This is a genomic window from Martinezella dioscoreae (assembly GCF_009176305.1).
In the GTDB taxonomy this organism is placed as follows: Bacteria; Pseudomonadota; Alphaproteobacteria; order Rhizobiales; family Rhizobiaceae; genus Rhizobium; species Rhizobium dioscoreae.
Map to the genome: position 1 here is coordinate 96,946 of NZ_BLAJ01000003.1, position 26,358 is coordinate 123,303.

The 26,358-nt window shown below is 59.0% G+C and carries 25 protein-coding genes; 12 read left to right on the forward strand and 13 right to left on the reverse strand.

The features are described from left to right. Positions 1-90: 90 nt before the first annotated feature. Both GDN47_RS12295 and GDN47_RS12300 read right to left on the reverse strand, forming a co-directional pair. The gene (locus GDN47_RS12295) at positions 91-1,857 is read right to left on the reverse strand and encodes a TRAP transporter large permease (RefSeq protein WP_113329074.1); all 1,767 of its coding nucleotides are present in this window, start codon (positions 1,855-1,857) and stop codon (positions 91-93) included. After that, positions 1,857-2,432 carry a TRAP transporter small permease subunit gene (locus tag GDN47_RS12300; RefSeq protein WP_113329140.1) on the reverse strand — a complete coding sequence of 192 codons (576 nt, stop codon included), beginning with the start codon at positions 2,430-2,432 and terminating at the stop codon, positions 1,857-1,859. Before GDN47_RS12300 ends, GDN47_RS12295 begins: the two co-directional genes overlap by 1 nt. 227 nt (positions 2,433-2,659) lie before the next feature. Here GDN47_RS12300 and GDN47_RS12305 point away from each other — a divergent pair, with 227 nt between their 5' ends. Beyond that, positions 2,660-3,583 carry a Gfo/Idh/MocA family protein gene (locus tag GDN47_RS12305; RefSeq protein WP_113329075.1) on the forward strand — a complete coding sequence of 308 codons (924 nt, stop codon included), beginning with the start codon at positions 2,660-2,662 and terminating at the stop codon, positions 3,581-3,583. A 75-nt stretch (positions 3,584-3,658) separates the two neighbouring features. Then, entirely contained in the window at positions 3,659-4,204 is a 546-nt protein-coding gene (locus tag GDN47_RS12310) for a GrpB family protein (RefSeq protein ID WP_152093473.1), read from the forward strand. A 21-nt stretch (positions 4,205-4,225) separates the two neighbouring features. Here the strand turns inward: GDN47_RS12310 and GDN47_RS12315 are convergent, their stop codons facing one another. Both GDN47_RS12315 and GDN47_RS12320 read right to left on the reverse strand, forming a co-directional pair. Further along, positions 4,226-4,675, reverse strand: coding sequence for a DNA polymerase III subunit chi (locus GDN47_RS12315; protein WP_095434413.1), 450 nt, complete (start codon positions 4,673-4,675; stop codon positions 4,226-4,228). Between the two features lie 133 nt (positions 4,676-4,808). Continuing rightward, a complete protein-coding gene (locus tag GDN47_RS12320) occupies positions 4,809-6,305 on the reverse strand; it encodes a leucyl aminopeptidase (RefSeq protein WP_152093474.1) in 1,497 nt (498 codons plus the stop codon). 202 nt (positions 6,306-6,507) lie between these two features. Between GDN47_RS12320 and GDN47_RS12325 the strand changes: the two genes are divergently transcribed. The 7 genes from GDN47_RS12325 (at position 6,508) to rsmA (ending at position 15,161) form a co-directional block, all read left to right on the forward strand. After that, complete coding sequence (locus GDN47_RS12325) at positions 6,508-7,290, forward strand: phosphatase PAP2 family protein (RefSeq protein ID WP_113351703.1); 783 nt, start codon at positions 6,508-6,510, stop codon at positions 7,288-7,290. A 102-nt stretch (positions 7,291-7,392) separates the two neighbouring features. Continuing rightward, a complete protein-coding gene (gene lptF / locus GDN47_RS12330) occupies positions 7,393-8,571 on the forward strand; it encodes an LPS export ABC transporter permease LptF (protein ID WP_113329079.1) in 1,179 nt (392 codons plus the stop codon). Further along, entirely contained in the window at positions 8,568-9,653 is a 1,086-nt protein-coding gene (gene lptG / locus GDN47_RS12335) for an LPS export ABC transporter permease LptG (RefSeq protein WP_113329080.1), read from the forward strand. The genes lptF and lptG overlap by 4 nt, the downstream gene beginning before the upstream one ends. Further along, positions 9,654-12,047: an LPS-assembly protein LptD gene (locus tag GDN47_RS12340; protein WP_113329081.1), complete on the forward strand. Its 2,394-nt coding sequence runs from the start codon at positions 9,654-9,656 to the stop codon at positions 12,045-12,047. It begins immediately after the preceding gene. Between the two features lie 310 nt (positions 12,048-12,357). After that, positions 12,358-13,302, forward strand: coding sequence for a SurA N-terminal domain-containing protein (locus GDN47_RS12345; RefSeq protein WP_069616195.1), 945 nt, complete (start codon positions 12,358-12,360; stop codon positions 13,300-13,302). 6 nt (positions 13,303-13,308) lie between these two features. Further along, entirely contained in the window at positions 13,309-14,334 is a 1,026-nt protein-coding gene (gene pdxA, locus GDN47_RS12350; protein WP_113329141.1) for a 4-hydroxythreonine-4-phosphate dehydrogenase PdxA, read from the forward strand. Next, positions 14,334-15,161, forward strand: coding sequence for a 16S rRNA (adenine(1518)-N(6)/adenine(1519)-N(6))-dimethyltransferase RsmA (gene rsmA / locus GDN47_RS12355; RefSeq protein WP_152093475.1), 828 nt, complete (start codon positions 14,334-14,336; stop codon positions 15,159-15,161). The genes pdxA and rsmA overlap by 1 nt, the downstream gene beginning before the upstream one ends. A 6-nt stretch (positions 15,162-15,167) precedes the next feature. Here the strand turns inward: rsmA and gmk are convergent, their stop codons facing one another. The 7 genes from gmk to fabD form a co-directional block, all read right to left on the reverse strand. Continuing rightward, entirely contained in the window at positions 15,168-15,830 is a 663-nt protein-coding gene (gene gmk, locus GDN47_RS12360; RefSeq protein WP_069616193.1) for a guanylate kinase, read from the reverse strand. 3 nt (positions 15,831-15,833) lie between these two features. Further along, complete coding sequence (locus tag GDN47_RS12365) at positions 15,834-16,721, reverse strand: YicC/YloC family endoribonuclease (protein WP_113329083.1); 888 nt, start codon at positions 16,719-16,721, stop codon at positions 15,834-15,836. 110 nt (positions 16,722-16,831) lie between these two features. Then, the gene (gene mltG / locus GDN47_RS12370) at positions 16,832-18,046 is read right to left on the reverse strand and encodes an endolytic transglycosylase MltG (RefSeq protein ID WP_113329084.1); all 1,215 of its coding nucleotides are present in this window, start codon (positions 18,044-18,046) and stop codon (positions 16,832-16,834) included. 213 nt (positions 18,047-18,259) lie between these two features. Further along, on the reverse strand, positions 18,260-19,522 hold the full coding sequence (gene fabF, locus GDN47_RS12375) for a beta-ketoacyl-ACP synthase II (protein ID WP_152093476.1): 1,263 nt from the start codon (positions 19,520-19,522) through the stop codon (positions 18,260-18,262). 114 nt (positions 19,523-19,636) lie between these two features. Continuing rightward, the gene (locus GDN47_RS12380) at positions 19,637-19,873 is read right to left on the reverse strand and encodes an acyl carrier protein (protein ID WP_004122114.1); all 237 of its coding nucleotides are present in this window, start codon (positions 19,871-19,873) and stop codon (positions 19,637-19,639) included. Between the two features lie 286 nt (positions 19,874-20,159). After that, positions 20,160-20,897 carry a 3-oxoacyl-[acyl-carrier-protein] reductase gene (gene fabG / locus GDN47_RS12385; RefSeq protein ID WP_092710547.1) on the reverse strand — a complete coding sequence of 246 codons (738 nt, stop codon included), beginning with the start codon at positions 20,895-20,897 and terminating at the stop codon, positions 20,160-20,162. Between the two features lie 25 nt (positions 20,898-20,922). Further along, a complete protein-coding gene (gene fabD / locus GDN47_RS12390) occupies positions 20,923-21,867 on the reverse strand; it encodes an ACP S-malonyltransferase (RefSeq protein ID WP_113329086.1) in 945 nt (314 codons plus the stop codon). A 194-nt stretch (positions 21,868-22,061) separates the two neighbouring features. On the opposite strand from fabD, the gene GDN47_RS12395 reads away from it, so the two are divergent. Then, on the forward strand, positions 22,062-23,105 hold the full coding sequence (locus GDN47_RS12395; RefSeq protein ID WP_113329087.1) for an aldo/keto reductase: 1,044 nt from the start codon (positions 22,062-22,064) through the stop codon (positions 23,103-23,105). 48 nt (positions 23,106-23,153) lie between these two features. Here the strand turns inward: GDN47_RS12395 and GDN47_RS12400 are convergent, their stop codons facing one another. After that, the gene (locus GDN47_RS12400) at positions 23,154-24,359 is read right to left on the reverse strand and encodes a hypothetical protein (protein WP_152093477.1); all 1,206 of its coding nucleotides are present in this window, start codon (positions 24,357-24,359) and stop codon (positions 23,154-23,156) included. A gap of 132 nt (positions 24,360-24,491) precedes the next feature. Then, entirely contained in the window at positions 24,492-25,238 is a 747-nt protein-coding gene (locus GDN47_RS12405) for a histidine phosphatase family protein (RefSeq protein ID WP_152093478.1), read from the reverse strand. Between the two features lie 392 nt (positions 25,239-25,630). Here GDN47_RS12405 and rpsF point away from each other — a divergent pair, with 392 nt between their 5' ends. Next, entirely contained in the window at positions 25,631-26,077 is a 447-nt protein-coding gene (gene rpsF, locus GDN47_RS12410; RefSeq protein ID WP_112797117.1) for a 30S ribosomal protein S6, read from the forward strand. A 13-nt stretch (positions 26,078-26,090) separates the two neighbouring features. Next, the gene (gene rpsR, locus GDN47_RS12415) at positions 26,091-26,339 is read left to right on the forward strand and encodes a 30S ribosomal protein S18 (protein WP_004122103.1); all 249 of its coding nucleotides are present in this window, start codon (positions 26,091-26,093) and stop codon (positions 26,337-26,339) included. Positions 26,340-26,358: the final 19 nt, after the last annotated feature.

Consider the following 26,358-nt stretch of genomic DNA (forward strand, 5'->3'; position numbering starts at 1 on the left):
GATAGTCTAGAGCGGACCGGGTAATATCCCACGCCGGTACTTTGGCACAGACAAATACCTTCTCCCCAGAGGGAGAAAGTATTTTTGCCTTTAGTTAAACGATGGCGGCTGGCTGAGATCGTTGGCCGGCGGGTTTGACGTGCCGCCACCCTTATCCGCCGGCTTGCTATCAAGCGGATTGCCGCCTGGAAGCTGCAGGCCCGGCAGGCCGAGGCCGCCGCCATTATCCTGGCCGGGTGCGCCGAAGCCGGGGACCTCGATCTTGATCGTGTTGGGATCGACGCCGGTGCCGGCTCCCTTGTAGTGCATGACCATCTGCGGGAACATGATCGTCAACGCCACCATCAGGACCTGGATGCCGACGAAGGGCACGGATCCCCAGTAGATCTGCCCGGTCGTGACGGGCGCGATCTGCTTGCCGGTCACCCTGTCGAGATAGGGCACGCGCGCGGCCACCGAGCGGAGATAGAACAGCGCGAAGCCGAAGGGCGGATGCATGAAGCTCGTCTGCATGTTGACGCCGAGCAGCACGCCAAACCAGATGAGATCGATGCCGAGCTTTTCGGCAGCAGGTGCCAACAACGGTACGATGATGAAGGCAAGCTCGAAGAAATCGAGAAAGAAGGCCAGCACGAAGACAAGGATGTTGACGGCAATCAGGAAGCCGACCTCCCCGCCGGGCAGCGATACCAGCAGATGCTCGACCCAGACATGGCCATTGACGCCATAGAAGGTCAGCGAAAAGACGCGCGAGCCGATGAGGATGAACAGCACGAAGGCCGAAAGCCGGGTGGTCGAGGTCAGTGCCGAACGGATGACCTCCATGTTCAGCCGGCCTTTCGCAGCGGCCATTATGAGCGCGCCCACTGCCCCCATTGCGCCGCCTTCCGTCGGCGTCGCGATGCCGAGAAAGATCGTGCCAAGCACGAGGAAGATCAGCGCCAGCGGTGGAATGAGGACGATGATGACCTGCTGGGCCAGCCGCGACATCACGTTGAGCTTCATCCCCTTATCGAGCACGGCGATCGCGTAGATGAAGGCGACGCCAACCGTTGCACCGAGAATATCGGCGTTTTCGCCATAGGCGGGCGTCAGGTAAACGTGTGCGGCATAGGCCACGCCTGCGCATATCAACAATGCGATCAGCAGGGACGTGACGCCGGAGCCAAGCGAGCGAGCCTCCTTCGGCAATGCCGGCATGGAGTTCGGCTTCACGATCGACATGATCAATACATAGAGCATGTAGAGACCGGTCAGCACCAGGCCGGGAATCAGGGCGCCGGCATACATGTCACCGACCGAACGGCCGAGCTGGTCGGCAAGCACGATCAGGACGAGCGACGGCGGAATGATCTGCGCCAGCGTGCCGGAAGCGGCGATGACGCCGGAGGCGACCCGCCGGTCATAGCCATAGCGCAACATGATCGGTAGCGAGATCAGACCCATGGCAATGACCGAAGCGGCAACGACACCGGTGGTGGCCGCCAGCAGCGCTCCGACGAAAATCACCGCATAGGCAAGCCCCCCGCGGATCGGCCCGAACAGCTGGCCGATCGTGTCGAGCAGGTCTTCGGCCATGCCGGATCGCTCCAGCACGATGCCCATGAAGGTGAAGAACGGGATCGCCAGCAGCGTGTCGTTCGACATCACCCCCCAGAATCGATCCGGCAACGCGTTGAGAAGCGGCCATGAGAGATTGATGGTCCCGCCCGAATAGGGTGCGAGCTCGACACCGATCCAGAAGAACAGAAGTCCGTTCGCAGCAAGCGCGAAGGCGACGGGATAGCCCAGAAGCAGGAAAATGATCAGCGAGGCGAACATGATCGGCGCCATGTTCACGGCAATGAATTCGATCATCAGCGCGCCTCCCCGGCCGGGGTTTCGACATCGAGCGGCGCATGCGTCGGCACATAGGGAGTCGGATCATCCATATCGCCGCGCATGACGGCGATCTTCTTGATGATTTCGGAGATCCCCTGCAGCGCCAGCAGAAAGAAGCCCGCCAGCAACAAGGCCTTGCCCGGCCAGATGATCAGGCCGCCGGCACTCGAGGAAACTTCCCCTGATAGGAAGGAGATGCGGACATAGGGCACGAGATCGTAGACCATCAGCAGCACGAAAGGCATCAGGAACAGGCAGTGGCCGATGAGATCGATCCAGTGCTGCACGCGGCGCGGCAGGGAGCCGTAGATGATATCGATGCGGATATGCTCGTTCTGGCGCAGCGTATAGGCGGCGGCGAGCATGAAGGCGGCGCCGAACAGATACCATTGCGCTTCCAGCCAGGCATTGGACGATGTGTTGAAGACCTTGCGGACAACGGCATTTCCGGCGCTGACCAAGACAGCGACCAGAATAAGCCATGAGACTGATTTTCCGACGATCTCAGTCACATAGTCGACGATTCGGCTGAAGCCGAGCAATGTTTTCATGATTTCCCCCCGCAGCGATTCTTCCCGGATCTTTTGGCTGCGCAGAGGAAGAGTGCCGATTTCAGGCTGTGAATCAAGAGCCGGCACTCGTTTTCCAAGCATGATGACGCCTGGGTACAATGATCCAAGATTGGACCTGACGGCTGCATTTGCGATTTGCCGCCCTTGCCCGCATGCGGCATTCTGATAAAGATCGCATCAATAATCATACTAATCGAGAGACACCCATGTCCCCCATCAACCTCGCTATCGTCGGTGTCGGCAAGATCGTCCGCGACCAGCATCTTCCATCCATTGCGAACAATGCGGATTTCAAACTGATCGCCACGGCAAGCCGTCACGGCACGGTCGAAGGCATTCCCGCCTTCACGACCATCGAAGCCATGCTCGATGCTGTGCCGGAGATCGACGCCGTTTCACTTTGCATGCCGCCGCAATACCGCTATGAAGCCGCCTACAAGGCGCTGTCGGCCGGCAAGCATGTTTTCCTGGAGAAGCCGCCGGGCGCCACGCTCAGCGAAGTGGCCGATCTTGAAAACCTTGCAAAGAACAAGGGCGTGTCGCTCTTTGCGAGCTGGCATTCGCGCTATGCTCCGGCCGTGGAGGCTGCAAAGACCTTCCTCGCCAGCACCACGATCCGCAGCGCCCATGTGATCTGGAAGGAAGACGTCCGGCATTGGCATCCGAATCAGGAATGGATCTGGCAGGCGGGTGGCCTTGGCGTCTTCGATCCCGGCATCAACGCGCTGTCGATCGTCACTCATATCCTGCCGCCGCTCTTCCTGACCGGCGCGACGCTGGAATTTCCGGAAAACCGGGATTCGCCGATTGCCGCCGACCTGCACTTCAAGAGCGGTCAGGGCCTGCCGGTTCATGCCGAATTCGACTGGCGTCAGACCGGCAAGCAGAGCTGGGATATCGTTGCCGAAACGGATGCGGGACAGATGGTTCTCGCCGAAGGCGGCTCCAAGCTTTCGGTCAACGGCGAGCTGAAGTTCTCCGCACCGGAAGCCGAATACCCTTCGCTCTATCGCCGCTTTGCCGAGATCGTCAAAGCTGGCGTCTCCGATGTCGACGTTTCGCCGCTGCGCCATGTCGCCGATGCCTTCATGCTCGGCAAGCGCAAATTCGTCGAAGCATTTTACGATTGATGAGGCTTTCCCGGTGAAGACAATGCCGCCCGCGGCGTGCTAGCGTGGCGCATCGTCTTCACTGGAGAGATGCCTATGGCATCGGAGCATGAACAATCTTTTGGCCTCGGCGTCGGCAACAAGTCCGTCAAGCTCGCCGACCCGAACCAGAGCTGGCACGAAGCCTATTTGCTGGAGGAGGCTGCCATTCGCAAGGCTCTCGGCGACATCGCCGTTGATGTCCAGCATTTCGGCAGCACGTCGATCCCAACGATAAAAGCCAAGCCGATCATCGATATCGCCGTCGGCGTACGGCGCTTCGAGGATGGGCTTGCCTGTGTCGAGCCGATGGCCTCCATCGGCTACGTCTATGCCGGCAGCAATATCGTGCCGGACGACCATATTTTCGGTCGAGACATAAAAGGGGATACCCGCACGCATCTCGTGCATGTAGTCGAATATAATGGCCCGACCTGGCGCAACTTCCTCATCTTTCGCGACCGGTTGCGCAGAGAACCGGATCTGGCGCATGCCTACGAAGCGCTGAAGATCGAGCTTGCGGCAAAATATGCCAATGATCGCGCATCCTATACGGCAGCGAAGAAGGATTTCATTCAGAAGATCCTGTCGGAAGGCGCGTAGCTCTTCACGAGCGGAAAAAGGTCAGGCCTTCTTCTCCCACCGGCCGTCCTGCGTCTGCTGCCAATAGGTAAGGTTATGCCCCTCGCCTTTCAGGCGTTTCCATTGGGCCCGCGCGCTTTCCAACTGTTCCTGATCGTAGCCGTCGAACATCAGCACGACGCGCTGATAGGCTCCGACATCCGTCACCTCAGCGCCGTCGATGAAGAAACGTACGGTGGCATCATTTATATTATCAGGCGAAATCGTCAGCAGCACGGGCTGGCGACTTGCCATCTCATCTTCATCGGTGCCATGCGGCAGAAAGCTGTCCTCCCGATAGGTCCAGAGATGGCTATCAAGGAGATCGCGCCTGGCCGGCTCGCGCATCTGCACAGCGACCTGCCAGCCGCGTTCGACACTCTTGTCGATCAGCGGCGGCAGGGCGTCTTCAAGCTTCGATTCCGTCAGATGATAGAAGAGAACGTCGGTCATGACGCCTCTTCTAAAGCAATTCCAGGAAAAGTGCGAAGCGGTTTTCCGTTCGTAATTGCGTCGGAAAAAAGGATAGAGCGTTTTCGCGATTCGAAGAAAAGCGGAAAGGCTCTATCTCACAAAATCCGGCTAGTCACGATTCGTAATTGGAACGGACCAGCTGATCGAGCAGGCGCACGCCGAAGCCCGAACCCCAGGACTGATTGATCTCGTCCTGAACCGAGCCCATCGCCGTGCCGGCGATATCGAGATGCGCCCAGGGCGTGTCGCCGACAAAGCGCTTGAGGAACTGGGCAGCGGTGATCGAACCTGCGTGGCGCCCACCGGTATTCTTCATATCGGCGAACTTGCTATCGATCATCTTGTCATAGTCCTTGCCGAGCGGCATGCGCCACAGACGCTCATCGGTCACAAGGCCTGCCGTCGTCAGCTCACCCGCCAGCTTGTCGTCGTTGCAGAACAGACCGGCCTGCAGATTGCCGAGCGCGACAAGGATCGCACCGGTCAAGGTCGCCAGGTTGATCATGAACTGCGGCTTGAAACGGTCGTTCGTGTACCAGAGCGCATCGCAGAGAACGAGCCGCCCCTCGGCATCCGTGTTGATGATCTCGATCGTCTGGCCGGACATGGAGGTAACGATATCGCCCGGGCGCTGTGCATTGCCATCGGGCATGTTTTCCACAAGACCGATGACGCCGATGGCGTTGACCTTGGCTTCGCGTGCAGCAAGCGTATGCATGAGGCCGGTAACGGCCGCAGCCCCTCCCATGTCCCCCTTCATCTCCTCCATGCCGGCAGCCGGCTTGATGGAGATACCGCCGGTGTCGAAGACGACGCCCTTGCCGATGAAGGCAACCGGCTTGTCTTTCGCCTTGCCGCCCTTCCATTGCATGACCACCAGCCGCGGCGGCCGGGCCGACCCTTGCGCGACGCCCAGCAGGGCCGCCATGCCGAGCCGGCGCATCTCACGCTCCGTCAGGATTTCGATCTCGACACCAAGCTTCTCCAATTCCTTGGCCTTGGCCGCAAACTCGACGGGACCGAGAACATTCGGCGGCTCGTTGACGAGATCACGCGCGAGAATCACGCCGCCGGCTACGGCTTCGGAGGTCGCATAGAGCTTCTTGGCCGCAGCCGCTTCCTGGGTAACGATCGTCACCTTCACCGCCTTGCGGGAGGCCCCCTTCTCGTCCTCATCGCCCTTCTTCGTCTTGTAGGTATCGAAGCTGTAGGCACGCAGAAGCATGCCCAGGGCAAAATCGGCCGCTTCCTTTGGCCCGACTTCGACGCTGGGTGCATCGAGGAAAATCGCGACCTTCTCCGTGTTGCGGATTTTTGCAGCGGCGGTGCCGCCAAGCTTCAGCCAGTCGTGCGCGGTCAGGTCCTTGGCCTTGCCGGCACCGATGACGATGATCCGGTCGACGGGCGAGGCTTCGGGCGCGATGATATCCAGACTGCTCAACGCTTTGCTCTTGAAGCCGAATACCGGCGCCGCCTTGGCGAAAACATTCGCCGGATCGGCGCTTTCGGCACCAGCCGGCAGCTCACTGTCCGTTCCTTTCAGGAGAATAGCCAGACCGCCGCTGAGACGAGCTGACTTGGCGAAGGAAATCTCGAATTTCACAGACATTTCTGCTCCGATAATATGCGTCGTAGTGAGAGAACTTTGCACAACCATCATTCAAGGTCTGGCTAAGGAATACAAGCGTTTGGCGTTGCATTCCTTATATATGGCGGTTGGCGGCTTCAAATCCCTGTCATTTAGCGAGGCTAGACTATACGCGATGGTGTTTTAGCCGCCTCGGCGGCGCAATTCTTGTCGGAAAGCCGCCTTGATCATAGATTTCAACAGCCTCAATCGCGAAGATCGCTTTCCAGAGATTCTACGGCCGCGCACGGCAGGTGATGCCTTCATCGCTCTCTTCTGTCTCTGGTGGGCTTTGCTGGGACTGTTTTCACTTTTCCCACAGATCGATCTCGGCGTCGCGACCATGTTCTTCCAACCGCAGCAATGCCTCGGAAGCACCAAGCCCGATCAGATCTGCGGCATTTTCCCTTATAGCGGCGATCAGCACATGCGCCTGCTGAGGGAAATATTCTTTCAGCTACCCTACGTCGTCGCCTTCGTGCTGCTCTGGATGCTTCTCAGATGCTGGCAGGATCACGGCGCAACCTTCAACGCGCTGAGAGCCCGCAATCTCAAGGTTGCGCTCGGCTCCCTGCTCCTGGGGCCGGTGCTGATCGTCAATCTGTGGCTGAAAGCCTTCTCCGGGCGCCCGCGCCCACGACAGACCGATCTCTTCGGCGGCACGCTCGACTTCGTGCATGCCGGATCCTTCGCCGGCAAATGTGTCAGCAACTGTTCCTTCATCTCGGGCGAAGCGGCAGCGGCAGGCTGGCTGTTCTGTCTGATCCTCATCATTCCGCAGCCGTTCCGATCGGCGGCCGCCCTGCCGATCGCGGCAGTTTCGCTGCTGATTCCGGCACTTAGAATAGCCTTTGGCGGACACTATCTTTCCGATGCCGTCCTCGGCTGGCTTTCCTCGCTTGTCATATTCGCCGCGCTGCTCGCTTTATCCGAAACGACACACGACAGAAGAATCTCGGAAAATTAACGAATTTTTTTCGAGTTGGTTGTCGCCAAAAAAACGTAAACAGCGTAGAGGAGGGTGAATCTCTGTCGGCTCGTTCGGCAGCTGTTGCGTTTAAGGGCCGGCATGAAGTTATTCGAGACATATATCGTACGGCGTGTCGGTATGATGTTCCTGGTAGCGCTGCTGCCAGTGCTCGCCATTATTTGGACCACCCAGGTCCTGCAACGCATCAATCTCGTGACCGATAGCGGCCAGTCGATGGGCTCGTTTGCGAAGCTCGCGACACTCATTCTGCCGACGATCATCCCGATCGTTCTGCCTTTCGCATTGGTCATCGGCATCACGCAGACCTTGACGGCGATGAACAGCGATTCCGAGCTGACCGTCATGGAAGCTGCCGGCGCGAAGCGCAGCATCATCATCCGCCCGATCATGATTCTCGCCATTGCGATTAGCGTCTTCTCCTTTTTCGTGGACAATGTCGTCGAGCCGAGAGCGCGTGTCGCCGCCCGCCAGATGGTGGCCGAAGCCTATGCTGATCTTCTGTCCACCGTGATCGAAGAGAAGAACTTCCGGCGCATCGAGGATGGGCTCTATGTGCAGATCTCGCAGCGCCTTTCGGGACGAATCCTGAAGGGGCTGTTCGTCGTCGATTCCCGCGACCCAGCCTTTGACCTCATCTATTATGCCAAGGAAGGCGCCGTCGATCCGAGCGGTACGTCGCTGCTGATGAAGGATGGCGAGGTGCACCGCAAAACGCCCGATGGCAGCGTCTCGGTCATCAAGTTCGATTCCTACTCCTTCGACTTGTCGGATATGACGCAAAGCCGCGGCCAGGCAAATGCGCGTGCCAGCGACCGCAGCCTCGGCTTCCTGTTCAATCCGGATACGAACGATCCGGACTACAAGCAAAGACCTGGCGATTACCGCGCGGAATTGCATCGCCGCCTCAACGACTGGGCGCTGCCGGCAATCTTTGCGCTGATATCGCTTGTTATTGCCGGTGATGCGCGATCACATCGCGAGGCGCGGCTACATCCGATGGTATCGGCGCTGACTCTATCCTTCGCGTTGCGCTGGGCGGATTTCTACGCTGCCAACCAGATCGACCATTCAGCCAAATTCATCGGCGTTCTCTACGCAATCAATATCATCGCGGCGCTTATCGCGATCATCCTCTTGCTGCGGAACCGGAAGATGACGATGCCCGTCTCGATCCGCAACCGCCTCAGCAACTGGCGGCAAAGAGTTCAGGACCGCATGCCGACCGCACCAGGCAGCTCGAACGGGGGCGGTGCATGATTTTCGGCACGCTCGGGCGCTACTTCTTCACGCGTTACATCGTGACGACGTTCTGGTTCTTCCTCGGCGTCCTCTCGATCGTTTATCTCGTCGATTTCAGCGAGACCGCTGGGCGGCTTGCCGGCCTGCCCGGATATACCGTCTCCATCGGCTTGCTGATGACGGCGGTCAGACTGCCATTCATCCTGCAGCAGACGGTGCCGTTCATCGCGCTCTTCGTGGGCATGACGGTACTGATCGCCCTCAATCGCCGCCGCGAGCTGGTTATCGCACGCGCTGCCGGCATTTCCGTCTGGCAGTTCATGACGCCCTTTCTGATGGGGGCTTTCTGCGTCGGGCTTCTGACCATGCTTGCCCTCAATCCAGTAGCAGCATGGGGCCAGCGACATGCCGAAGCGATCGAAGCCGATCTGCGCGGCGACCCGTCCTATCGCAATACACTTTCGATTCCGTGGCTGCGCCAGTCCAACGGAAAAGACGACACGATCATTGGTGCAAAGGCCATTCTGAATAACGGAACGACCCTGACGGGCGTCGTGTTTATCCACTTCGATTCACAGGGAAATATCGTCCTGCGACAGGATGCGGACTCGGCAAAGTTGGAAGATGGTTACTGGCTTCTTAACAATGTTGTCGAACGGCGGCCGGGCGAAATTCCGGATCACAAAAATTCGATACAGGTCCGTACGAATCTGAAACAGGATTTCGTCTCGCAACGTTTGGCGCAACCGGAAACCATTGCTTTTTATGATCTTTCTAATCGAATAAAGGTCGCACGCTCCTTCGGCATCTCGACCAACGCACTTGAGACACAGTTTCATTCGCTGCTGTCACAGCCATTCCTTCTCGTGGCAATGACTCTGATTGCGGCAACCGTGTCCCTAAAATTCAGTAGATTCAATCAATCGCGCTCTGTGATTCTGGGTGGAATCCTCTCCGGCTTCGTGCTTTATGTTGTCACCGTGCTTGTAAAGGCATTCGGGAGCAGCGGAGTGGTTCCACCCTACGTGGCGGCATGGATACCCGTGATCGTCGCATTGGCATTCGGGGCAACGATCCTGCTTCATCAGGAGGACGGCTAAGTGGCGGCAGGCAACCGCAAGAGTATCAGAAAGTATGTGGCTGCCCTCGTTACGGGCACGGCCGCGTGTGCATATATTTTGAGTCCGGTCGTCGCTTACGCCCAGGCCAATAATAATAATGCCAACACCAACAATGGCGGCGCCGGCGCTGCGACCTCCCCTATCAAGGTGAAGGTGCCGGAAGGCTCTAAGCTAGTCCTTTCGTCCAACGAATTGGTCTATAACAAGGATACGCAGATCGTCACGGCGACGGGTGCGGTCCAGATCAACTATGGCGGCTATAGAATGGTCGCCCAGAAGGTTGAATATAATCAGAAATCCGGGCGGATGACGGCTCTCGGCAATGTCGAGCTGATCACCCCGGACGGCAATCGCATGTACGGTGACAAAATGGACGTCACCGACAGCTTCTCCGACGGTTTCGTCAACGCTCTGCGCATCGAAATGCCCGACAACACCCGGATGGTCGCCGAAAAGGGCGAGCGGGTCGGCGGCAATCAGCTGATTCTCACAAAAGGCGTCTATACCGCTTGCATGGCCTGTTCCGAGCAAGGCCGCGCGCCACTGTGGCAGGTCAAGGCACAGCGTGTCGTCCAGAACGGCGTGACACACACGATTCGTCTCGAGCACGCCCGTTTCGAGTTGTTCGGACAGCCGATCGCCTATGTTCCGTGGGTCACGGTTCCCGACAATACGGTCAAGCGCAAGTCCGGCTTCCTGTTCCCGTCGGTGACTGTTTCCCAGCGTCTCGGCGTCGGTGTAACGGTTCCTTATTATTACGTCATCTCGCCGAGCATGGATGCGACGGTCACCGCAACGGGCTACAGCAATCAGGGTCTGCTGCTCCAAGGTGAATTCCGCCAGCGCTTCGAGAACGGCACTCACACCCTGCGTGTTGCCGGCATCAGCCAGATGAATCCGGACGCCTTCACGGCCGGTACGACCGATGCCGAGCACAAAACGCGCGGCATGATCAGCTCCAAGGCAGATTTCAGGATCAATCCTCGCTGGACTTTCGGCTGGGATGTCATGGCGCAGAGCGATAATAACTTCTCGCGCACCTATGGCCTGGATGGTCTCAACCAGAGCACCCATACGAACCAAGCCTATCTGACCGGCATCGGAAAGCGCAATTTCTTCGATATGCGCGCCTTCTACTATAACGTGCAGGACACAGACGATAACGCTACGGCGCAGAAGCAGCAGGCATATGTCTATCCGAGCGTCGATTATCACTATGTCGATCCGAACTCGGTTTACGGAGGCGAGCTGTCGGCAACGATGAATTTCACGCATCTGTCGCGTGATAAGACGTCTGTGCTCGATAATGTCGCAAATCTCGGCGACGCCAGTCTGAATGACCGCTACCTCGGTCTTTCCGGAGATTATACGCGTCTGAGCACCGAACTGCAGTGGCAGCGTACCTTCACCACGGATCAGGGTCTGGTTTTGACGCCGCTGGCAGCACTTCGCGGCGACGTCTACGGCCTGGACATGAACGGGCCGGCGGCCAACACCTACTCCGGCAATTATGACAACAGCGACTATGCCGCGCGCGGCATGGCGACCCTGGGTCTCGAAGCCAAGTATCCGTTCCTCATTACGACAAGCAATAGCACCCACGTGTTCGAGCCGATCGCACAGATCTATGTGCGCCCGGACGAGCAACTTGCCGGACGGCTGCCGAATGAAGACGCGCAGAGCTTTGTCTTCGATGCGACCAACCTGTTTGATCGTGACAAGTTCTCGGGCTTCGACCGCATTGAAGGCGGCACGCGTGCCAATGTCGGGTGGCGCTACACCGCCAGCTTCGACAGCGGTTACAAACTGCAGCATATTTTCGGACAGTCCTATCAGCTCGCGGGACGCAACTCCTTTGCGACCGACGATCTGGTCGGTGCAGGTTCGGATTCGGGGCTTGAAACCACCCGTTCTGACTATGTCACCATGTTCGGCTTGACGACACCGCAGGGCATTTCACTGTCGCAGTCCTACCGCTTCGACGAGAAGGATTTTGCCTTCCGTCGCGGGGATACGGCAGTCGGCTTCTCGAACGATGTGTTCCAGACATCCTTGATCTACACGCATATTGCGGCCCAGCCGCAATATGGTTTCACCAGCAATCAGGACGAAATCCAGTCGCGCGCGCAGATCAAGTTCAAGGAATACTGGTCCGTCTTCGGCACGGTCAGCTATGATCTCAACAGCAATGAGATCACTCGCCAGGGCGTCGGTCTTTCCTATGAGGACGAATGCACGATCTTCACCGTGTCATTCCTCGACAAGAAGGATTCGACAGCCAGCTCGGCCACCAATTGGTCGATCGGCGCTCGCCTGACCTTCCGTACGCTTGGCGACGTCAACCTCGGCAGCGTTCAGGACGCAACATTCTGATCTGAATCGAAACTGCAGAGAGCCGGCTTTATCGCCGGCTCTTTTGCATGGATGCGGTTGGCCGCTGCCTACCGCGCAATTCCTTAAATCTGGATCGATTTAAGGAATTGCGCGGCAGATTTAAAATACTACAGCGACCTTTGCGCGTCACATATGACGCGCGGCGCTGTCGTGTCATTGTTTCGCCGCAAGGATTTTGCAATTCATCGCGCTTGATGTAGACATGTGGCGCGAAGTTGCCGTATTGCGCCGACAGACGCACCAAAACGGCGCCATGCTGGCAGGAAATACCTTTGGGAAGGGGTAATTGATGTTTTCTGGAAAGACACCGATGCGCGCTCTGTTGTTCGGAGCCGCGGCCTTGGTTATGGCGAGCTTCGCCGTGCCGAGCAGCGATGTTGCTTTCGCAGCAAGCGAAGTGAAAGTCCTCGTCAATAGCCAGGTAATCACATCCGGCGACATAGCCAGGCGCGTCGCCTTCCTCAAATTGCAGCGCCAGAAAGGCGATCTGAACAAGCTTGCCAAAGAGCAGCTTGTTGACGAAACGTTGAAGCGCGCGGAGATCTCCCGCCTGCGCATGTCCGTTTCGACGACGGACGTCGATGCCGCCTTCGGCCGTTTCGCCTCCAGCAACAAGATGACACCGGCACAGCTTAGCCAGATTCTCGAAAAGGCCGGCGTGGGCGTCGATCACTTCAAATCCTATATCGCCGTTTCCATGAGCTGGCCGCGGGTCGTCAATGCACGCTTCGGCGCAAGAAGCCGCATGTCGAACGATGATCTCGTGACGCGCATGACGGAAAACAAGACGAAGCCGGTCACGACGGAATATTTCCTGAAGCAGATCGTCTTCGTCGTTCCGGCTGCGAAGCGGAACGCCATTTTGAACCAGCGCAAAGCGGAAGCCGAAGCATCGCGGTCGAAGTTCCCGGGCTGCGACCAGGCAAAGGTCTTCGCCGCGACCATGCGTGACGTCTCCGTCCAGGACCTTGGCCGCGTCCTTGCACCAGAAGTTCCGGAAATGTGGAAGCCGCTCCTGGAGAAGGCATCCGGCAACACGACCACGCCGATCGTAACCGATCGCGGCGTCGAATATGTCGCCATTTGCTCGCAACGTCAGGTGAATGATGACGTCGCCGCCGCTGCCGTGTTCCGTGCCGAGGATATCGGTAAGGACAAGGCAACGGGTGTGAGCGCCAATGACAAGAAGTATATGGATGAGCTGCGCTCCAAGGCGCAGATCGTCTATCGCTGATTGACGATGTCACCGCGCTCTTCCCTCCCCCTCGCGCTCACGCAGGGGGATCCGGCTGGCATAGGTCCCGACATCACCCTCGCCGCCTGGCTTCGCCGCGGCGAGCTGGATCTGCCGCCCTTCCTGTTTCTTGGCGATGCCGCCGTGCTTGAGGCGCGAGCTTCTCAGCTCGGCCTGACCGTACCGCTTGCGACTGCCGATCCGGCGAATGCCTGCAATATCTTTCCCGATGCGCTGCCGATCCTGCCGATCGACGCTGGCATGGATATCATCGCCGGCGAGCCGCATGTGGCGACCGCAAAAGGTACGATTGCCGCCATCGAAACGGCCGTTTCCCTCAGCATGAGCGGCCGGACATCCGCAGTCGTCACCAATCCGATCGCCAAATCGGTGCTCTATGACGCCGGTTTCGGCTTTCCCGGCCATACGGAATTCCTGGCGGATCTTGCAACGCGCGCCACTGGAAAGCCGGTCATGCCGGTCATGTTGCTTGCCGGTCCCAGGCTTCGCGCGATCCCAGTCACCATCCATATTCCGCTGAAGGAGGTGCCTGAAACGTTGACCTCCGATCTGATCGCCGAAACCTGCCGGATTACCGATCACGACCTCCGCGTCCGTTTCGGCATCTCCAAGCCGCGCCTTGCCGTTGCCGGTCTCAATCCGCATGCGGGAGAGAATGGCGCGCTCGGCAAGGAAGACGACGAAATCGTACGGCCTGCGATCGACAGGCTCCGCTCCGAGGGCATCGACGCATTCGGGCCCCTGCCCGCCGACACCATGTTCCATGACGACGCCCGTCGACGTTACGATGTAGCCATCTGCATGTATCACGATCAGGCATTGATCCCGGCCAAAGCGCTCGGCTTCGACGATTCCGTCAATGTCACGCTCGGCTTACCTTTTGTCCGCACGTCTCCGGATCACGGCACGGCTTTCGGCATCGCCGGTAAAGGTATTGCCAAGGAAGACAGCCTTGTCGCTGCGCTGAAGCTGGCCAGCGAAATCAGCAGCACGACCGGAAACAACCCCTGATGGCCGCTCTCGATGGCTTGCCGCCCCTTCGCGATGTAATCCAACGCCACGGCCTCGATGCGCGCAAGGCGCTTGGCCAGAACTTCCTTCTCGACCTCAATCTGACCCAGAAGGTCGCGCGCACAGCCGGATCACTTGAGGGCGTCACCGTTTTCGAGGTCGGGCCTGGGCCGGGCGGACTGACGCGCGCCATCCTGGCGCTCGGTGCGGCCAAGGTCATCGCCGTCGAGCGCGATGCGCGCTGTCTGCCGGCGTTGGCCGAAATTGCCGATCACTATCCGGGCCGACTAGAGGTGATCGAAGGCGATGCGCTGAAGACGGATTTTTCCTCCCTTGCCCCGCAAGGGCCGGTGAAGATCATCGCCAACCTGCCCTATAATGTCGGGACGCAGCTTTTGGTGAACTGGCTTCTGCCGGCGCAATGGCCACCCTTCTGGCAATCCCTGACCCTGATGTTCCAGAAGGAAGTCGGCCAGCGGATCGTGGCGCAGGAAGATGACGATCATTATGGCCGGCTCGGCGTGCTCTGCGGCTGGCGGACAGAGGCCCGCATGGCTTTCGACGTGCCGCCACAGGCCTTCACGCCGCCGCCCAAGGTGACCTCGACCGTGGTGCATCTGACGCCGAGGGAAAACCCTATTCCTTGCGCCGTCGACAAGCTGGAGAAGGTAACCCAGGCCGCCTTCGGCCAGCGCCGCAAGATGCTGCGACAGAGCCTCAAGCCGCTTGGCGGCGAAGCCCTGCTGCTAAAGGCCGATATCGACCCGCAGCGCCGCGCCGAAACGCTTTCGGTAGAAGAATTCTGTCGGCTGGCGAATTGCCTGTAACCAGCTTTATAGCTTCGGCGTCTCTTCCAGCAGATCGCGGACGAAATCGAACATGCCATGCCGACGGTCGCGGCGCAGGCGCTCGGCCTTGACGATCGACTGAACCGCGTCGAAAGCAATGTTCAGATCGTCATTGACGATGACATAGTCGTATTCGCGCCAGTGAGCGATCTCGGCCCGGGAATTGGCAAGACGCATGGCGATGACCTCTTCGGAATCCTCCGCGCGGCGATGCAGGCGCGACTGCAGCTCCGTCATGGTCGGCGGCAGCACGAAGATGGAGACGACGTCAGCGGGCATCTTCTCCTGCAACTGCTGGGCGCCTTGCCAGTCGATATCGAAGAGCATGTCGCGGCCTTCCGACATCGCCGTCTCGACGGGCTCGCGCGGCGTGCCATAGAAATTGCCGTGTACCTCCGCCCATTCGAGCAGGGAGTCGGAATCGCGAAGGCGCTCGAACTCGCGCTGCGAGACGAAATGGTAGTGCACGCCCTCGATTTCGCTCGGCCTGCGCTGCCGCGTCGTGACGCTGACGGAGAGGCTCACCTGCTTGTCCTTGTCGAGCAGTGTGCGCGCGATCGTCGACTTGCCGGCTCCTGAGGGAGAGGAGATGGCAAGCATCAACCCCCGGCGGGCGATCGGAATGGATGTGGATGTCGCCGGCTTCATGGCCTACTCCAAATTCTGGACCTGTTCGCGGAACTGGTCGATGACTACCTTCAGCTCGATGCCGGCGGCAGTCACGGCCGCTGCATTCGATTTCGAACAGATGGTATTCGATTCCCGGTTAAATTCCTGTGCAAGAAAATCGAGTTTGCGGCCGACAGGGCCGCCCTTGGAGATCAGATCGCGTGCCGCGGCCATGTGGGCCTTCAGGCGATCGATCTCCTCCCGCAAATCGGCCTTGGTGGCGAGAAGGGCAGCTTCGGCGTGGAGCCGGTCACGGTCAAGGCCCGACGAGCCGTCCAGAAGTATCGAAACCTGCGTCGCCAGTCTCGCGGCAATTTCCTGCGGGGAACGGGACGGATCACGCTCGACCGTTGATGTCAGCGCCTCGATCGTCGCGACATGACCGAGCAGAACCTTGCCGAGTGCATCGCCTTCCTGCCGGCGCATGTCGCGGAGATCGGCGAGTGCCGCCTCGAGGCCGGCCATGATATCTGCGTCGCGCGCGGCGACGGCGTCCTCGTCTTCCTCGGCTTCCTTGAATTCCACCAGGCCGCGCACAGCCATCAGGCTTTCCAGGCGCAGCGGAGCGGGATCCACGATGCCGGCCAGCTGATCGCGTAGTGCCAGGACCGCCGTCAGCGCATCCTGGTTCACGACGACCTCGATACGGCTTTCTTCCACCGAGAGCGACAGGCTGACCTGAAGATTGCCGCGCGAGAGCCGATCCGCGATCGACTTGCGGACATCAGTTTCGAGGCGCTCCAGGCCCGGCGGCAAGCGCAGGCGGATATCCAAGCCCTTGCCGTTCACGGAGCGTAGTTCCCATGCCCAGCGGCCACGACCACTCGTTCCCTCACGCCGGGCAAAGCCGGTCATGGACTGCAACGCCATGCAAGCCTCCGATAGTTCCTATCCCCAATCCATCGAAAATCTTCGGATTACGGGCCAATGTAAAGTGAATCCACGCCGGGCACTCTATGCAGACCACGGCGCGGCGAGGATTAGTTGGTCTTCTTCTTCTGCTGCGTGCCCGAACCGGGGGCTACGGCAGCATCGTCGGGCTGACCATCAACGGCAATGGCGCTGGGATCTTCGCCCTTCTCGGCAACCAGCTTGCGCCAGCGCCTGACATTGGCATTGTGCTCGTCCAGCGTTGCGGCGAAGACATGTCCACCGGTGCCATCCGCCACGAAATAGAGGTCCTGCGTCTTCCAGGGGTTGGCGACGGCCTCCAGAGCATCCTTGCCCGGATTTGCGATCGGCGTCGGCGGCAAGCCCTTGATGAGGTAGGTATTATAAGGCGTGTCCTTCTTCAGGTCGGACTGGTAGATGGGGCGATCGGACGGCTTTCCTTCACCACCGAAGAGGCCATAGATGACCGTCGGGTCGGACTGCAGGCGCATACCCTTGCCCAACCGGTTCAGGAAGACGGAAGCGACATGGGCGCGTTCGTCCGCCACACCGGTTTCCTTCTCCACCATGGAAGCCAGCGTGATGAAATCCTGCTTGCTCGCCAGCTGGACGCTGGAATCGCGCTTCTCCCAAATCTGATCGACCAGTTTGGCCTGTGCCGCCGCCATCTGCTGAACGATTTCGGTGCGCTTGGTACCGCGTGTGAACTTATAGGTGTCCGGTCTCAGACTGCCTTCCGGCGGCAGGGCCGACGGCAGATCGCCCTCCAGCACAACATCGGCCTGCAGCTTGTTGAACATCTGCCGCACCGTAAGCCCTTCCGGCAAAGTAACCGAATAGAGGATCGACTTGCCGGACTTCAGCAGCTCCATGATGTCCTTCATGGAAGCGCCGGCCTTGATCTCGTATTCGCCGGCGCGAAGCGTTTCACCATCATGCAGATAGGTGGCCGTCAACCAGCGGAAGATGCGCTGATCGGTGATGATGTTATTGGATTCCAGGCGGTTGGCGATCTCGCTGAGGCCAGCACCATTGCGCACGATGAAATTGGTGTTGGTCGTCAGAGGACCGGGACCCTGATAGATCGAAAACGCGTAATACGCGCCGCCGATGGCGGCAACGGCGACGAAAACCGCAAGCGTCATCAGGAAGTTCAGGAAGATGACCATCTGGCTGCGGGCCTTGCGCGAACGCTTCGGCGGATCCGGAACACGCTCCGGACGCAGGGCTTCATTCGCCGATTTCGGGATAATCGGTCCTTTCTGCCCGTTCGGAGTTCCGTTGCTCTGGTTCGTATCGCTCACCGGCAATCCCTTCCTTTTTGTGATTGCCTGCTCTTTGGCCAAGCAATGCGGCAAAAAGCAGGTTCAGAAGATAAGGCGGAGCTCGAGGCTCCGACTTCGACCGATCAGGCGTTCCCGCACCACATTCCCGAGAAAGACGAAGGCGCAGCAACAATCAAGGATGCGGGCGAGATTGCCGCAAGGCACCCTCACCCCAACAGTTACGCGTTGTTATTAAGCCTCATAACGGCGCAGGACAAGCGACGCATTCGTGCCGCCGAAGCCGAAGGAGTTCGACAGCGCGACGTTGATTTCGCGCTTGCGAGCCTTATGTGGAACGAGATCGATGGCGGTCTCGCGTTCCGGATTGTCCAGGTTGAGCGTCGGCGGGGCGATATTGTCGCGAATGGCGAGCGTGGCAAAGATCGCTTCGATGGCACCGGCAGCGCCAAGAAGATGACCGGTTGCCGACTTGGTGGACGACATGGAAATCTTCGACGCGGCATTGCCGACCAGCCGTTCGACAGCGCCGAGTTCGATCGTATCGGCCATCGTCGATGTGCCATGGGCATTGATGTAGTCGATATCGGCAGGCGTCAGGCCGGCACGCTTCAGCGCTGATGTCATGCAGCGGAAAGCGCCTTCGCCGTCCTCGGACGGAGCAGTGATATGATGGGCGTCGCCCGAGAGGCCGTAGCCGACGACTTCTGCGTAGATCTTGGCGCCGCGCGCCTTGGCGTGTTCCAGTTCTTCGAGAACGACGATGCCGGCGCCCTCGCCCATGACGAAGCCGTCACGGTCGCGGTCATAGGGGCGCGAGGCCTTTTGCGGCGTATCGTTGAAGTCTGTCGACAGCGCCTTGCAGGCAGCAAAGCCTGCAAGCGAAATGCGGCAGACCGGAGCTTCGGCACCGCCTGCTACCATCACATCGGCATCGCCGAGCATGATAAGACGGGCGGCATCGCCGATCGCGTGCGCGCCGGTCGAGCATGCGGTAACGACCGCATGGTTCGGTCCGCGCAGCTTGTGGCGGATCGAGACCTGACCGGAGACGAGATTGATGAGACGACCGGGGATGAAGAAAGGCGAAATACGGCGCGGACCTTTGTCACGCAGCGTATAGCCGGCTTCGACGATGCCCTCGAGTCCGCCGATGCCCGAGCCGATCATGACGCCGGTGGCGATCTGATCCTCATCCGTTTCCGGGTGCCAGCCAGCGTCGGCCAGCGCCATATCGGCAGCGGCCATGCCATAGATGATGAAGGGATCGACCTTGCGCTGTTCCTTCGGCTCCATCCAATCGTCAGCATTGAACGTGCCGTCGGTACCGTCGCCGACAGGAATGCGGCAGGCAATCTTTGCCGCGAGGTCATCGACCTCGAATTCAGTTACGAGGCGGGCGCCGTTGTGCCCAGCGAGCAACCGCGTCCAGGACACCTCAGTGCCACAGCCCAAAGGTGATACCATGCCGGTACCCGTGATAACGACACGTCTCATCGCCCGCAGACCCCCGTCTTTTTATGATGATATGCGTATAAGCTTGCTTCGTCCGGCGGCGCCGGACGAAATAGGGCGGACTCTTCAGCCCGCCCCGTCAAAAAGCGCAAAAGATTAGGCCTGAGCCTTCTCAATGAACTTTACCGCGTCGCCGACCGTCAGGATCGAGTCAGCAGCGTCGTCCGGAATTTCAACGCCGAATTCTTCTTCGAAGGCCATGACCAGTTCGACGGTGTCGAGCGAGTCCGCACCCAGATCGTCGATGAAGCTTGCGCTTTCAACAACCTTGTCGGCGTCAACGCCAAGATGATCAACAACAATTTTCTTTACGCGTTCTGCGATATCGCTCATGTCGGTTTCCTCGACCTTATATCCTGATGAGAATGCCTTGTGACATCCCTACCCTAATTCAAACCTGCAGCATCTGTTCCGACGCCGCTGGCAAACCCGTTCAACCCGGCATTGAGATCCGGTCCAGCGCCTTGAATGTGGCCCAGTCCGCCTGAATTTTCCGGACGACTGTTCACAGTCATGGCCCGCTTAACACGGTTTAAGTCCGTCGCAAAGCCAGAAAATAGCCGGCTCCGGGTTGCTCAACATGCTATTGGCGGGAAAGTTCCCCCCAACAGCAATTCCTTTAGATCATCGCCATGCCGCCGTTGACATGGATCGTCTGCCCCGTGACATAGCTCGCCTCCGAGGAAGCGAGATAAGCAACGGCAGAAGCGACTTCCTGACCCGTGCCCATACGCTTCATGGGGATCGCCCCCATGATGGCTTCTTTCTGCTTGTCGTTCAGCTTGCCCGTCATCGCGCTTTCGATGAAGCCGGGGGCAACGCAGTTGACCGTGACGTTTCGCGTTGCGATTTCCTGCGCCAGCGACTTGGTGAAGCCGATCATGCCCGCCTTGGAGGCGCAGTAGTTGGCCTGGCCCGGATTACCCGTCACGCCGACGACGGAGGTGATGTTGATGATGCGGCCGTAGCGGCGGCGCATCATCGGATGGGTCAACTCCCGCGTCAGGCGGAAGACGGCGGTCAGATTGACTTCCAGCACGGCGTCCCAGTCCTCGTCGCTCATGCGCACGAAGAGGCCGTCCTTGGTGATGCCGGCATTGTTGACCAGGATATCGACGCCGCCGAGCTCCTCTTCCGCCTTGGCGCCGAGTGCCTTGACTTCGTCGCGGTCCGACAGGTTGGCCGGGAAGATCTTGACGCGATCGCCGAGCTCGGAGGCCAGCGCCTCCAGCTTTTCGACGCGCGTGCCGTGCAGGCCGACGATGGCGCCCTGCTTGTGCAGGAGCCGGGCAATTTCTTCACCGATGCCGCCGGATGCGCCGGTTACCAGGGCCTTGCGGCCGGTCAAATCAAGCATATGTGTCCCTCGTTCCTTGAATATATCAGCCGAGCAATGCGGCAAGCGCCGTATCTATATCTGCAGCATTGTTGACGGCGATGCCGTTGACCGACTTGTCGATGCGGCGGGCAAGACCCGTCAGCACCTTGCCGGCGCCAATTTCATACAATGTTGTCACATTGTTGGCGGCAAACCATTCCACCGTCTCACGCCAGCGCACCTGGCCGGTAACCTGCTCGACCAGCAACCGCGCAATCTCATCAGCATCGGTAACCGGAGCCGCCTTCACATTAGCGATAACAGGCACGACCGGGTTGGCCTTGGCGACGCCGGCGAGCGCCTCGCGCATGGCGTCGGCAGCCGGAGCCATCAACGCAGAATGGAACGGTGCGGAGACGGGCAAGAGGATGGCGCGCTTAGCGCCCTTGGCGGTCGCAAGTTCCGCTGCCTTTTCGACCGGGGCTTTCTCGCCGGAGATAACGATCTGGCCGCCACCATTGTCATTGGCGATCTGGCAGGCGCCGAGTGCAGAAGCCTCCTCGCAAACGGCGACTACATCGGCATGTTCAAGGCCGATGATCGCGGCCATGGCGCCGACGCCGACGGGAACTGCCGCCTGCATGGCGTTGCCGCGGATGCGCAGCAGCCGCGCCGTATCGGCAAGCGAGAAGGTGCCGGCGGCACAGAGCGCGGAGTATTCGCCGAGCGAGTGACCGGCAACATAAGAGACCTTGCTCTTCAGATCGAGGCCGCGAGCCTGCAGCACGCGGATGACTGCGAGCGAGACGGCCATCAGCGCAGGCTGCGCATTGGCCGTCAGCGTCAGCTTGTCTTCCGGGCCGTTGAAGATGACGTCGGAAAGCTTTTCACCGAGCGCTTCATCGACTTCCTCGAAGACGGCGCGCGCCTCGGCGAAATTGTCGGCAAGATCCTTGCCCATGCCGACGGCTTGGCTGCCCTGGCCGGGAAATGTGAAAGCAACAGTCATTATAAAGCGTCCTTTTGGGGGTCGTTTTGCTTCCCAATGACATTGTTTGCAGCGGAGTCAATAGTGCAAGCCCCGCAGCCACAGGCTTTTGCACCCGCGAAGCGCAATGATTTTTTTCTTGCGCTCGCTCAGATCGGGCCTAAATTTGCGCGACCTCATTCATTTTGACCTTCTCCCATCCCCAAGGTTTTCCCATGAAATATAAGAGATTAGGCCGTACCGATATTTCCGTTTCGCAGATTTGCCTGGGCACGATGACCTGGGGCACGCAGAACAGTGAAGCCGAAGCCCATGAACAGATGGACTATGCTGTCCAGAAGGGCATCAATTTCTTCGATACCGCTGAAATGTATCCGACGACGCCTGTGGGGCCGGAGACTCAGGGCCGCACCGAGGAATATATCGGCACCTGGTTCGAGAAGACCGGCAAGCGTAGAGATGTCGTGCTCGCCACCAAAGTCGCCGGGCCGGGCCGCGAATATCTGCGCGGCGGACAGGGTCCGGATGCCGCCAATATCAACGCAGCTGTCGACGCCAGCCTGAAGCGGCTGAAGACCGATTATATCGACCTCTATCAGGTTCACTGGCCGAACCGCGGCCATTTCCATTTCCGTCAGAACTGGCGTTATAATCCCTTCAACCAGGATCGCGAGAAAGTCGTCGCCGAGATCACCGAAATCCTGGAGACGATGGGCGAGCTGGTGAAGGCCGGCAAGATCCGCGCCGTCGGCCTCTCGAACGAGACGACCTGGGGTATCCAGAAATATCTGACGATTGCCGAGCAGAAGGGCCTGCCGCGCGTCGCCACCACGCAGAACGAATACAATCTCCTCTACCGCCATTTCGACCTCGATCTGGCTGAACTGTCGCATCACGAAGATGTCGGCCTGCTCGCCTATTCGCCGCTCGCTGGCGGCATCCTCACCGGCAAGTATGTCGGCGGTGCCCGTCCGGCCGGCTCGCGCGGCTCGATCAATCTTGATATCGGGGGCCGCCTGCAGCCGCTGCAGGAGCCGCCGGTTAAGGCCTATCTCGAGATCGCCGCCAAATACGGTATTGACCCGTCGAAACTGGCGCTGGCCTACTGCCTCACCAAGCCCTTCATGACGTCCGTCATCATCGGCGCGACGACGATGGCGCAGCTTGAGACCGACGTGGCCGCCGCTTATGTGACGCTACCCGAGGAGGCACTGGCCGAGATCGAGCAGGTGCACCGGAAATATCCGATGCCTATGTGAGAAGCCTGTCGATAGGATTCAAAAGGATAAACGGGCAAGTTTGCCCGTTTATTCGGCCGTTACAGCGGAAGCACTGCAGCAGATTTCGCGAACGTAGTCGTTGCCATGAGTGATGATGGCATTGAGAGGGATTTTTTTACTCCCTATCAGGTGTCGATATACCAGCGGAGCGATATTTTTGTCGTAGACGTCCTTAATGGTAAGGGCATACCGCCCCTGCGCGGTCAAATGCACCGCCATAGGAGGGTTTGCCCCCTTGGCCAACTGTATGGCTGTCGTCAACGAGGGATCGACGAATATTTGGATATATTGTTTGCCAAAGCGATTTTCCTCGAATTCGCGCACCCACACCGACGTCTGAAGCATATAGCCGGACTTTTTGCCGATCGACACACGATACCAATCGCCGATGCTCTTTTTGATCGTCAATTCGCTCCCATTCGGGAAAGTCGCAATCGTCTTGGCGCTCATGTTCCGGCTGGTCTTGAGCAGGGCCGCTCCTGCGTCGTCTTGAACAATGCCGTTTCTCGGGATTGGAACTTGCAGAAGCGGCGACTCCTCGTTCAGTGGCTGAGTTGCCTTACGCGCTTCAGCACTCGCTGCCGGAGCATTGTTAGACGACGACTTTGCTGCGAACTCCTGAATCTCCTGGTATGACACGGTCGTCACTCGAAACTGTGTCATTTCGCTCGATGACAGATAACGAATATCGTTGCTGTCATATTTGAGCGTGAGCTGCAGCAAGCCCGGGTCAATGCCCATTTCGTTCATATAGGCAATCACGTCAGCTGTCTGCCGTTGGACGGCTGCTACGGCAGTCTCGACATCCATTCCTTTTGTATCGCTGACCGAAGACTTGTGAACGCCGATCGAGCCCGGTTCGGCAAACCGGCCCACTCCGCCAAGAAAGGACAAGGAACAAGCCGAGGAGCATTCGGCGCTTCTTACAGCGAGAGTGCTGAGCCCCAGAGATCTTATCAGCCGGCCCAGTTCCAATGCCTTGGATACATTGCCGCCGCCGCTGTCGAAGCCGACGTAGATAGCGTGGCTGGAAACAGCCTTATCGCGGAATAAGCTCAAATCATCGTCGGCTTCGAAACTGCCAATTACCGCAATGTAGGTAATTCCATCATCCGCAGTTCGAACGTCGTAGCTCAGCCGCGCCGCGGCATTTTGCGCAAGAAGCGCGAAACCCAGAGCAAAACCCAGCAAAGCAAAGCTTTTCTTCACAGCCCACCCCCAAATTGCAGCCAAGCCATGAATTCCATAGCTCCAGGCGCTTCACAAGCCATGATTGCAGCCCACATTCGAAAGATTCGGCCTTACCGATGAAATGAAAGCAGGCTCATATGGCAGCGGGAAAAAGCCATGCTTACGGCAAGCGGCCTATTGCTTTGTCTTCGGCGCAATCGCCAATTCGGAACCATAAGCCGCCTTCAATTCCTCCTGCCCCTTCACACGGTCCACGGACTTATGAAGCAGGATCGAGCGATAGCCTTCCGAACTCCGCCCCTCGATCAAGGTGACATCGGCGTTTCCTGGATTGTCCGAGCGCTCGAACCAATCGACAGGCTGATGCAGGAAATTCATCTCGAAGGCCCGGTTGGTCACGCCATGGCCGACGATGATGACATTGTTCTTTCCGTTTTCGGCGTCGCGCATGACGGTCTGCAGGAACAGACGGACACGCTGGGCGACATCGGCACGGCTCTCGCCGTCCGGCGGCCGTGCGTAGAACTTGCCGTTATTGTTGCGCAGCCTTGCCCATTTCTCGAACTCATCGGGGAATTTCCGCTTCTGTTCGGCATGATCGTATATTTCGGTGAAGAGGCCGAAGTCCTGCTCACGCAGGAGATAATCCTCTCTGATATCTCCGATGAGTTCGGCGGGCAGAACCTCCAACAGGGCATCCTTGCTCTGCCGCGTCCTCAGGAAGGGCGAATACCAGACGCTCAGCTTGCGCAGTTCGGCTGATGGCAGCCCTTTCAGATAGGCTGATACCGCCTCACCCGCCTCCAATATCTGTCGATAGCCCCATTCCGTCAGGGGCACATTATGGTCGCCGAATTGCCGATAGGCCTGGTCATCGATATTGCCAAGGGATTCGCCGTGCCGAACGAGAAAGATGCGCATGAATCGTCCCTGTTGCTGCAATTCGCATTCCATCATATGGGAGAGCGCGGCGGGTGCAACGCTGCGGCGGATGGGAGCTCGCGATTTGGCCCAAGCATCGACGGCGCTCACGGGCAAAACGGCATAATTTCGCCCCTACCCTTGCCTTTCGAAGAAAAATCCGTATAAGCCGCCCTGTTCGCAACCCGGTCTTCTGGCTGGTGGCTGAACGGAGGGCCGGTTTTCCAATAAGGGGAATCGTTCGGAACGGAAGCGTTCCAGCCTCCCGTGTCTCCGCTCTCGACCGTCTCGGAAACGCTTTTCTTGCTTGGGTTTACCCTCTCAGGAGCAGTCGTTGAGGCTTAGCCGCCGAATATCGGGTTCAGACCAACGCAAGAAAGGCAAAGCTATCCATGGCTCTTTACGAACATGTATTCCTTGCCCGGCAGGATATTTCCGCTCAGCAGGTCGACGCCCTCGTAGAACAGTACAAGGGTGTCATCGAAGCTAACGGCGGTAAAGTCGGGCGTATCGAAAACTGGGGCCTCAAGTCCCTCACCTACCGCATCAAGAAGAACCGCAAGGCTCACTACGCCCTGATGGATATCGATGCTCCGGCCGCTGCGATCCAGGAAATGGAACGCCAGATGCGCATCAGCGAAGATGTCCTGCGTTACATGACGATCGCTGTTGAAAAGCACGAAGACGGCCCGTCTGCCATGATGCAGAAGCGCGACCGTGACGACCGTCCGCGCCGCGATGGCGACCGTCCGGAGCGCAGCTTCGGCGATCGCGGTCCGCGCCCGGATCGTGGTGACCGCGAAGACCGTCCGCGCCGTCCGCGCGAAGACCGTGCATAAGGAGTTCTGAGAGATGTCTGAAGTTTCTTCCGCACCGGTCCGCCGTCCGTTCCATCGCCGCCGCAAGACCTGCCCGTTCTCGGGCGCCAATGCGCCGCGCATCGACTACAAGGACGTTCGTCTCCTGCAGCGCTACATTTCAGAGCGTGGCAAGATCGTTCCGTCCCGCATCACGGCCGTTTCCCAGAAGAAGCAGCGCGAACTCGCCCAGGCGATCAAGCGCGCCCGTTTCCTCGGCCTGCTGCCCTACGTCGTCGCCTAATAGCGCGCCTGACGCAGAA

Bases quoted from the DNA above. Each gene is read 5' to 3' on its own strand.
- fabF (WP_152093476.1), bottom strand. From the start codon at position 19,522: ATGAGACGTGTCGTTATCACGGGTACCGGCATGGTATCACCTTTGGGC.
- GDN47_RS12380 (WP_004122114.1), bottom strand. From the start codon at position 19,873: ATGAGCGATATCGCAGAACGCGTAAAGAAAATTGTTGTTGATCATCTT.
- gmk (WP_069616193.1), bottom strand. From the start codon at position 15,830: ATGAAGCCGGCGACATCCACATCCATTCCGATCGCCCGCCGGGGGTTG.
- GDN47_RS12295 (WP_113329074.1), bottom strand. From the start codon at position 1,857: ATGATCGAATTCATTGCCGTGAACATGGCGCCGATCATGTTCGCCTCG.
- GDN47_RS12315 (WP_095434413.1), bottom strand. From the start codon at position 4,675: ATGACCGACGTTCTCTTCTATCATCTGACGGAATCGAAGCTTGAAGAC.
- GDN47_RS12305 (WP_113329075.1), top strand. From the start codon at position 2,660: ATGTCCCCCATCAACCTCGCTATCGTCGGTGTCGGCAAGATCGTCCGC.
- GDN47_RS12395 (WP_113329087.1), top strand. From the start codon at position 22,062: ATGAAATATAAGAGATTAGGCCGTACCGATATTTCCGTTTCGCAGATT.
- rpsF (WP_112797117.1), top strand. From the start codon at position 25,631: ATGGCTCTTTACGAACATGTATTCCTTGCCCGGCAGGATATTTCCGCT.
- pdxA (WP_113329141.1), top strand. From the start codon at position 13,309: ATGTCACCGCGCTCTTCCCTCCCCCTCGCGCTCACGCAGGGGGATCCG.
- lptG (WP_113329080.1), top strand. From the start codon at position 8,568: ATGATTTTCGGCACGCTCGGGCGCTACTTCTTCACGCGTTACATCGTG.
- GDN47_RS12310 (WP_152093473.1), top strand. From the start codon at position 3,659: ATGGCATCGGAGCATGAACAATCTTTTGGCCTCGGCGTCGGCAACAAG.
- lptF (WP_113329079.1), top strand. From the start codon at position 7,393: ATGAAGTTATTCGAGACATATATCGTACGGCGTGTCGGTATGATGTTC.
- rsmA (WP_152093475.1), top strand. From the start codon at position 14,334: ATGGCCGCTCTCGATGGCTTGCCGCCCCTTCGCGATGTAATCCAACGC.
- GDN47_RS12320 (WP_152093474.1), bottom strand. From the start codon at position 6,305: ATGTCTGTGAAATTCGAGATTTCCTTCGCCAAGTCAGCTCGTCTCAGC.
- GDN47_RS12300 (WP_113329140.1), bottom strand. From the start codon at position 2,432: ATGAAAACATTGCTCGGCTTCAGCCGAATCGTCGACTATGTGACTGAG.
- rpsR (WP_004122103.1), top strand. From the start codon at position 26,091: ATGTCTGAAGTTTCTTCCGCACCGGTCCGCCGTCCGTTCCATCGCCGC.
- GDN47_RS12365 (WP_113329083.1), bottom strand. From the start codon at position 16,721: ATGGCGTTGCAGTCCATGACCGGCTTTGCCCGGCGTGAGGGAACGAGT.
- fabD (WP_113329086.1), bottom strand. From the start codon at position 21,867: ATGACTGTTGCTTTCACATTTCCCGGCCAGGGCAGCCAAGCCGTCGGC.
- GDN47_RS12405 (WP_152093478.1), bottom strand. From the start codon at position 25,238: ATGCGCATCTTTCTCGTTCGGCACGGCGAATCCCTTGGCAATATCGAT.
- GDN47_RS12345 (WP_069616195.1), top strand. From the start codon at position 12,358: ATGTTTTCTGGAAAGACACCGATGCGCGCTCTGTTGTTCGGAGCCGCG.
- fabG (WP_092710547.1), bottom strand. From the start codon at position 20,897: ATGCTTGATTTGACCGGCCGCAAGGCCCTGGTAACCGGCGCATCCGGC.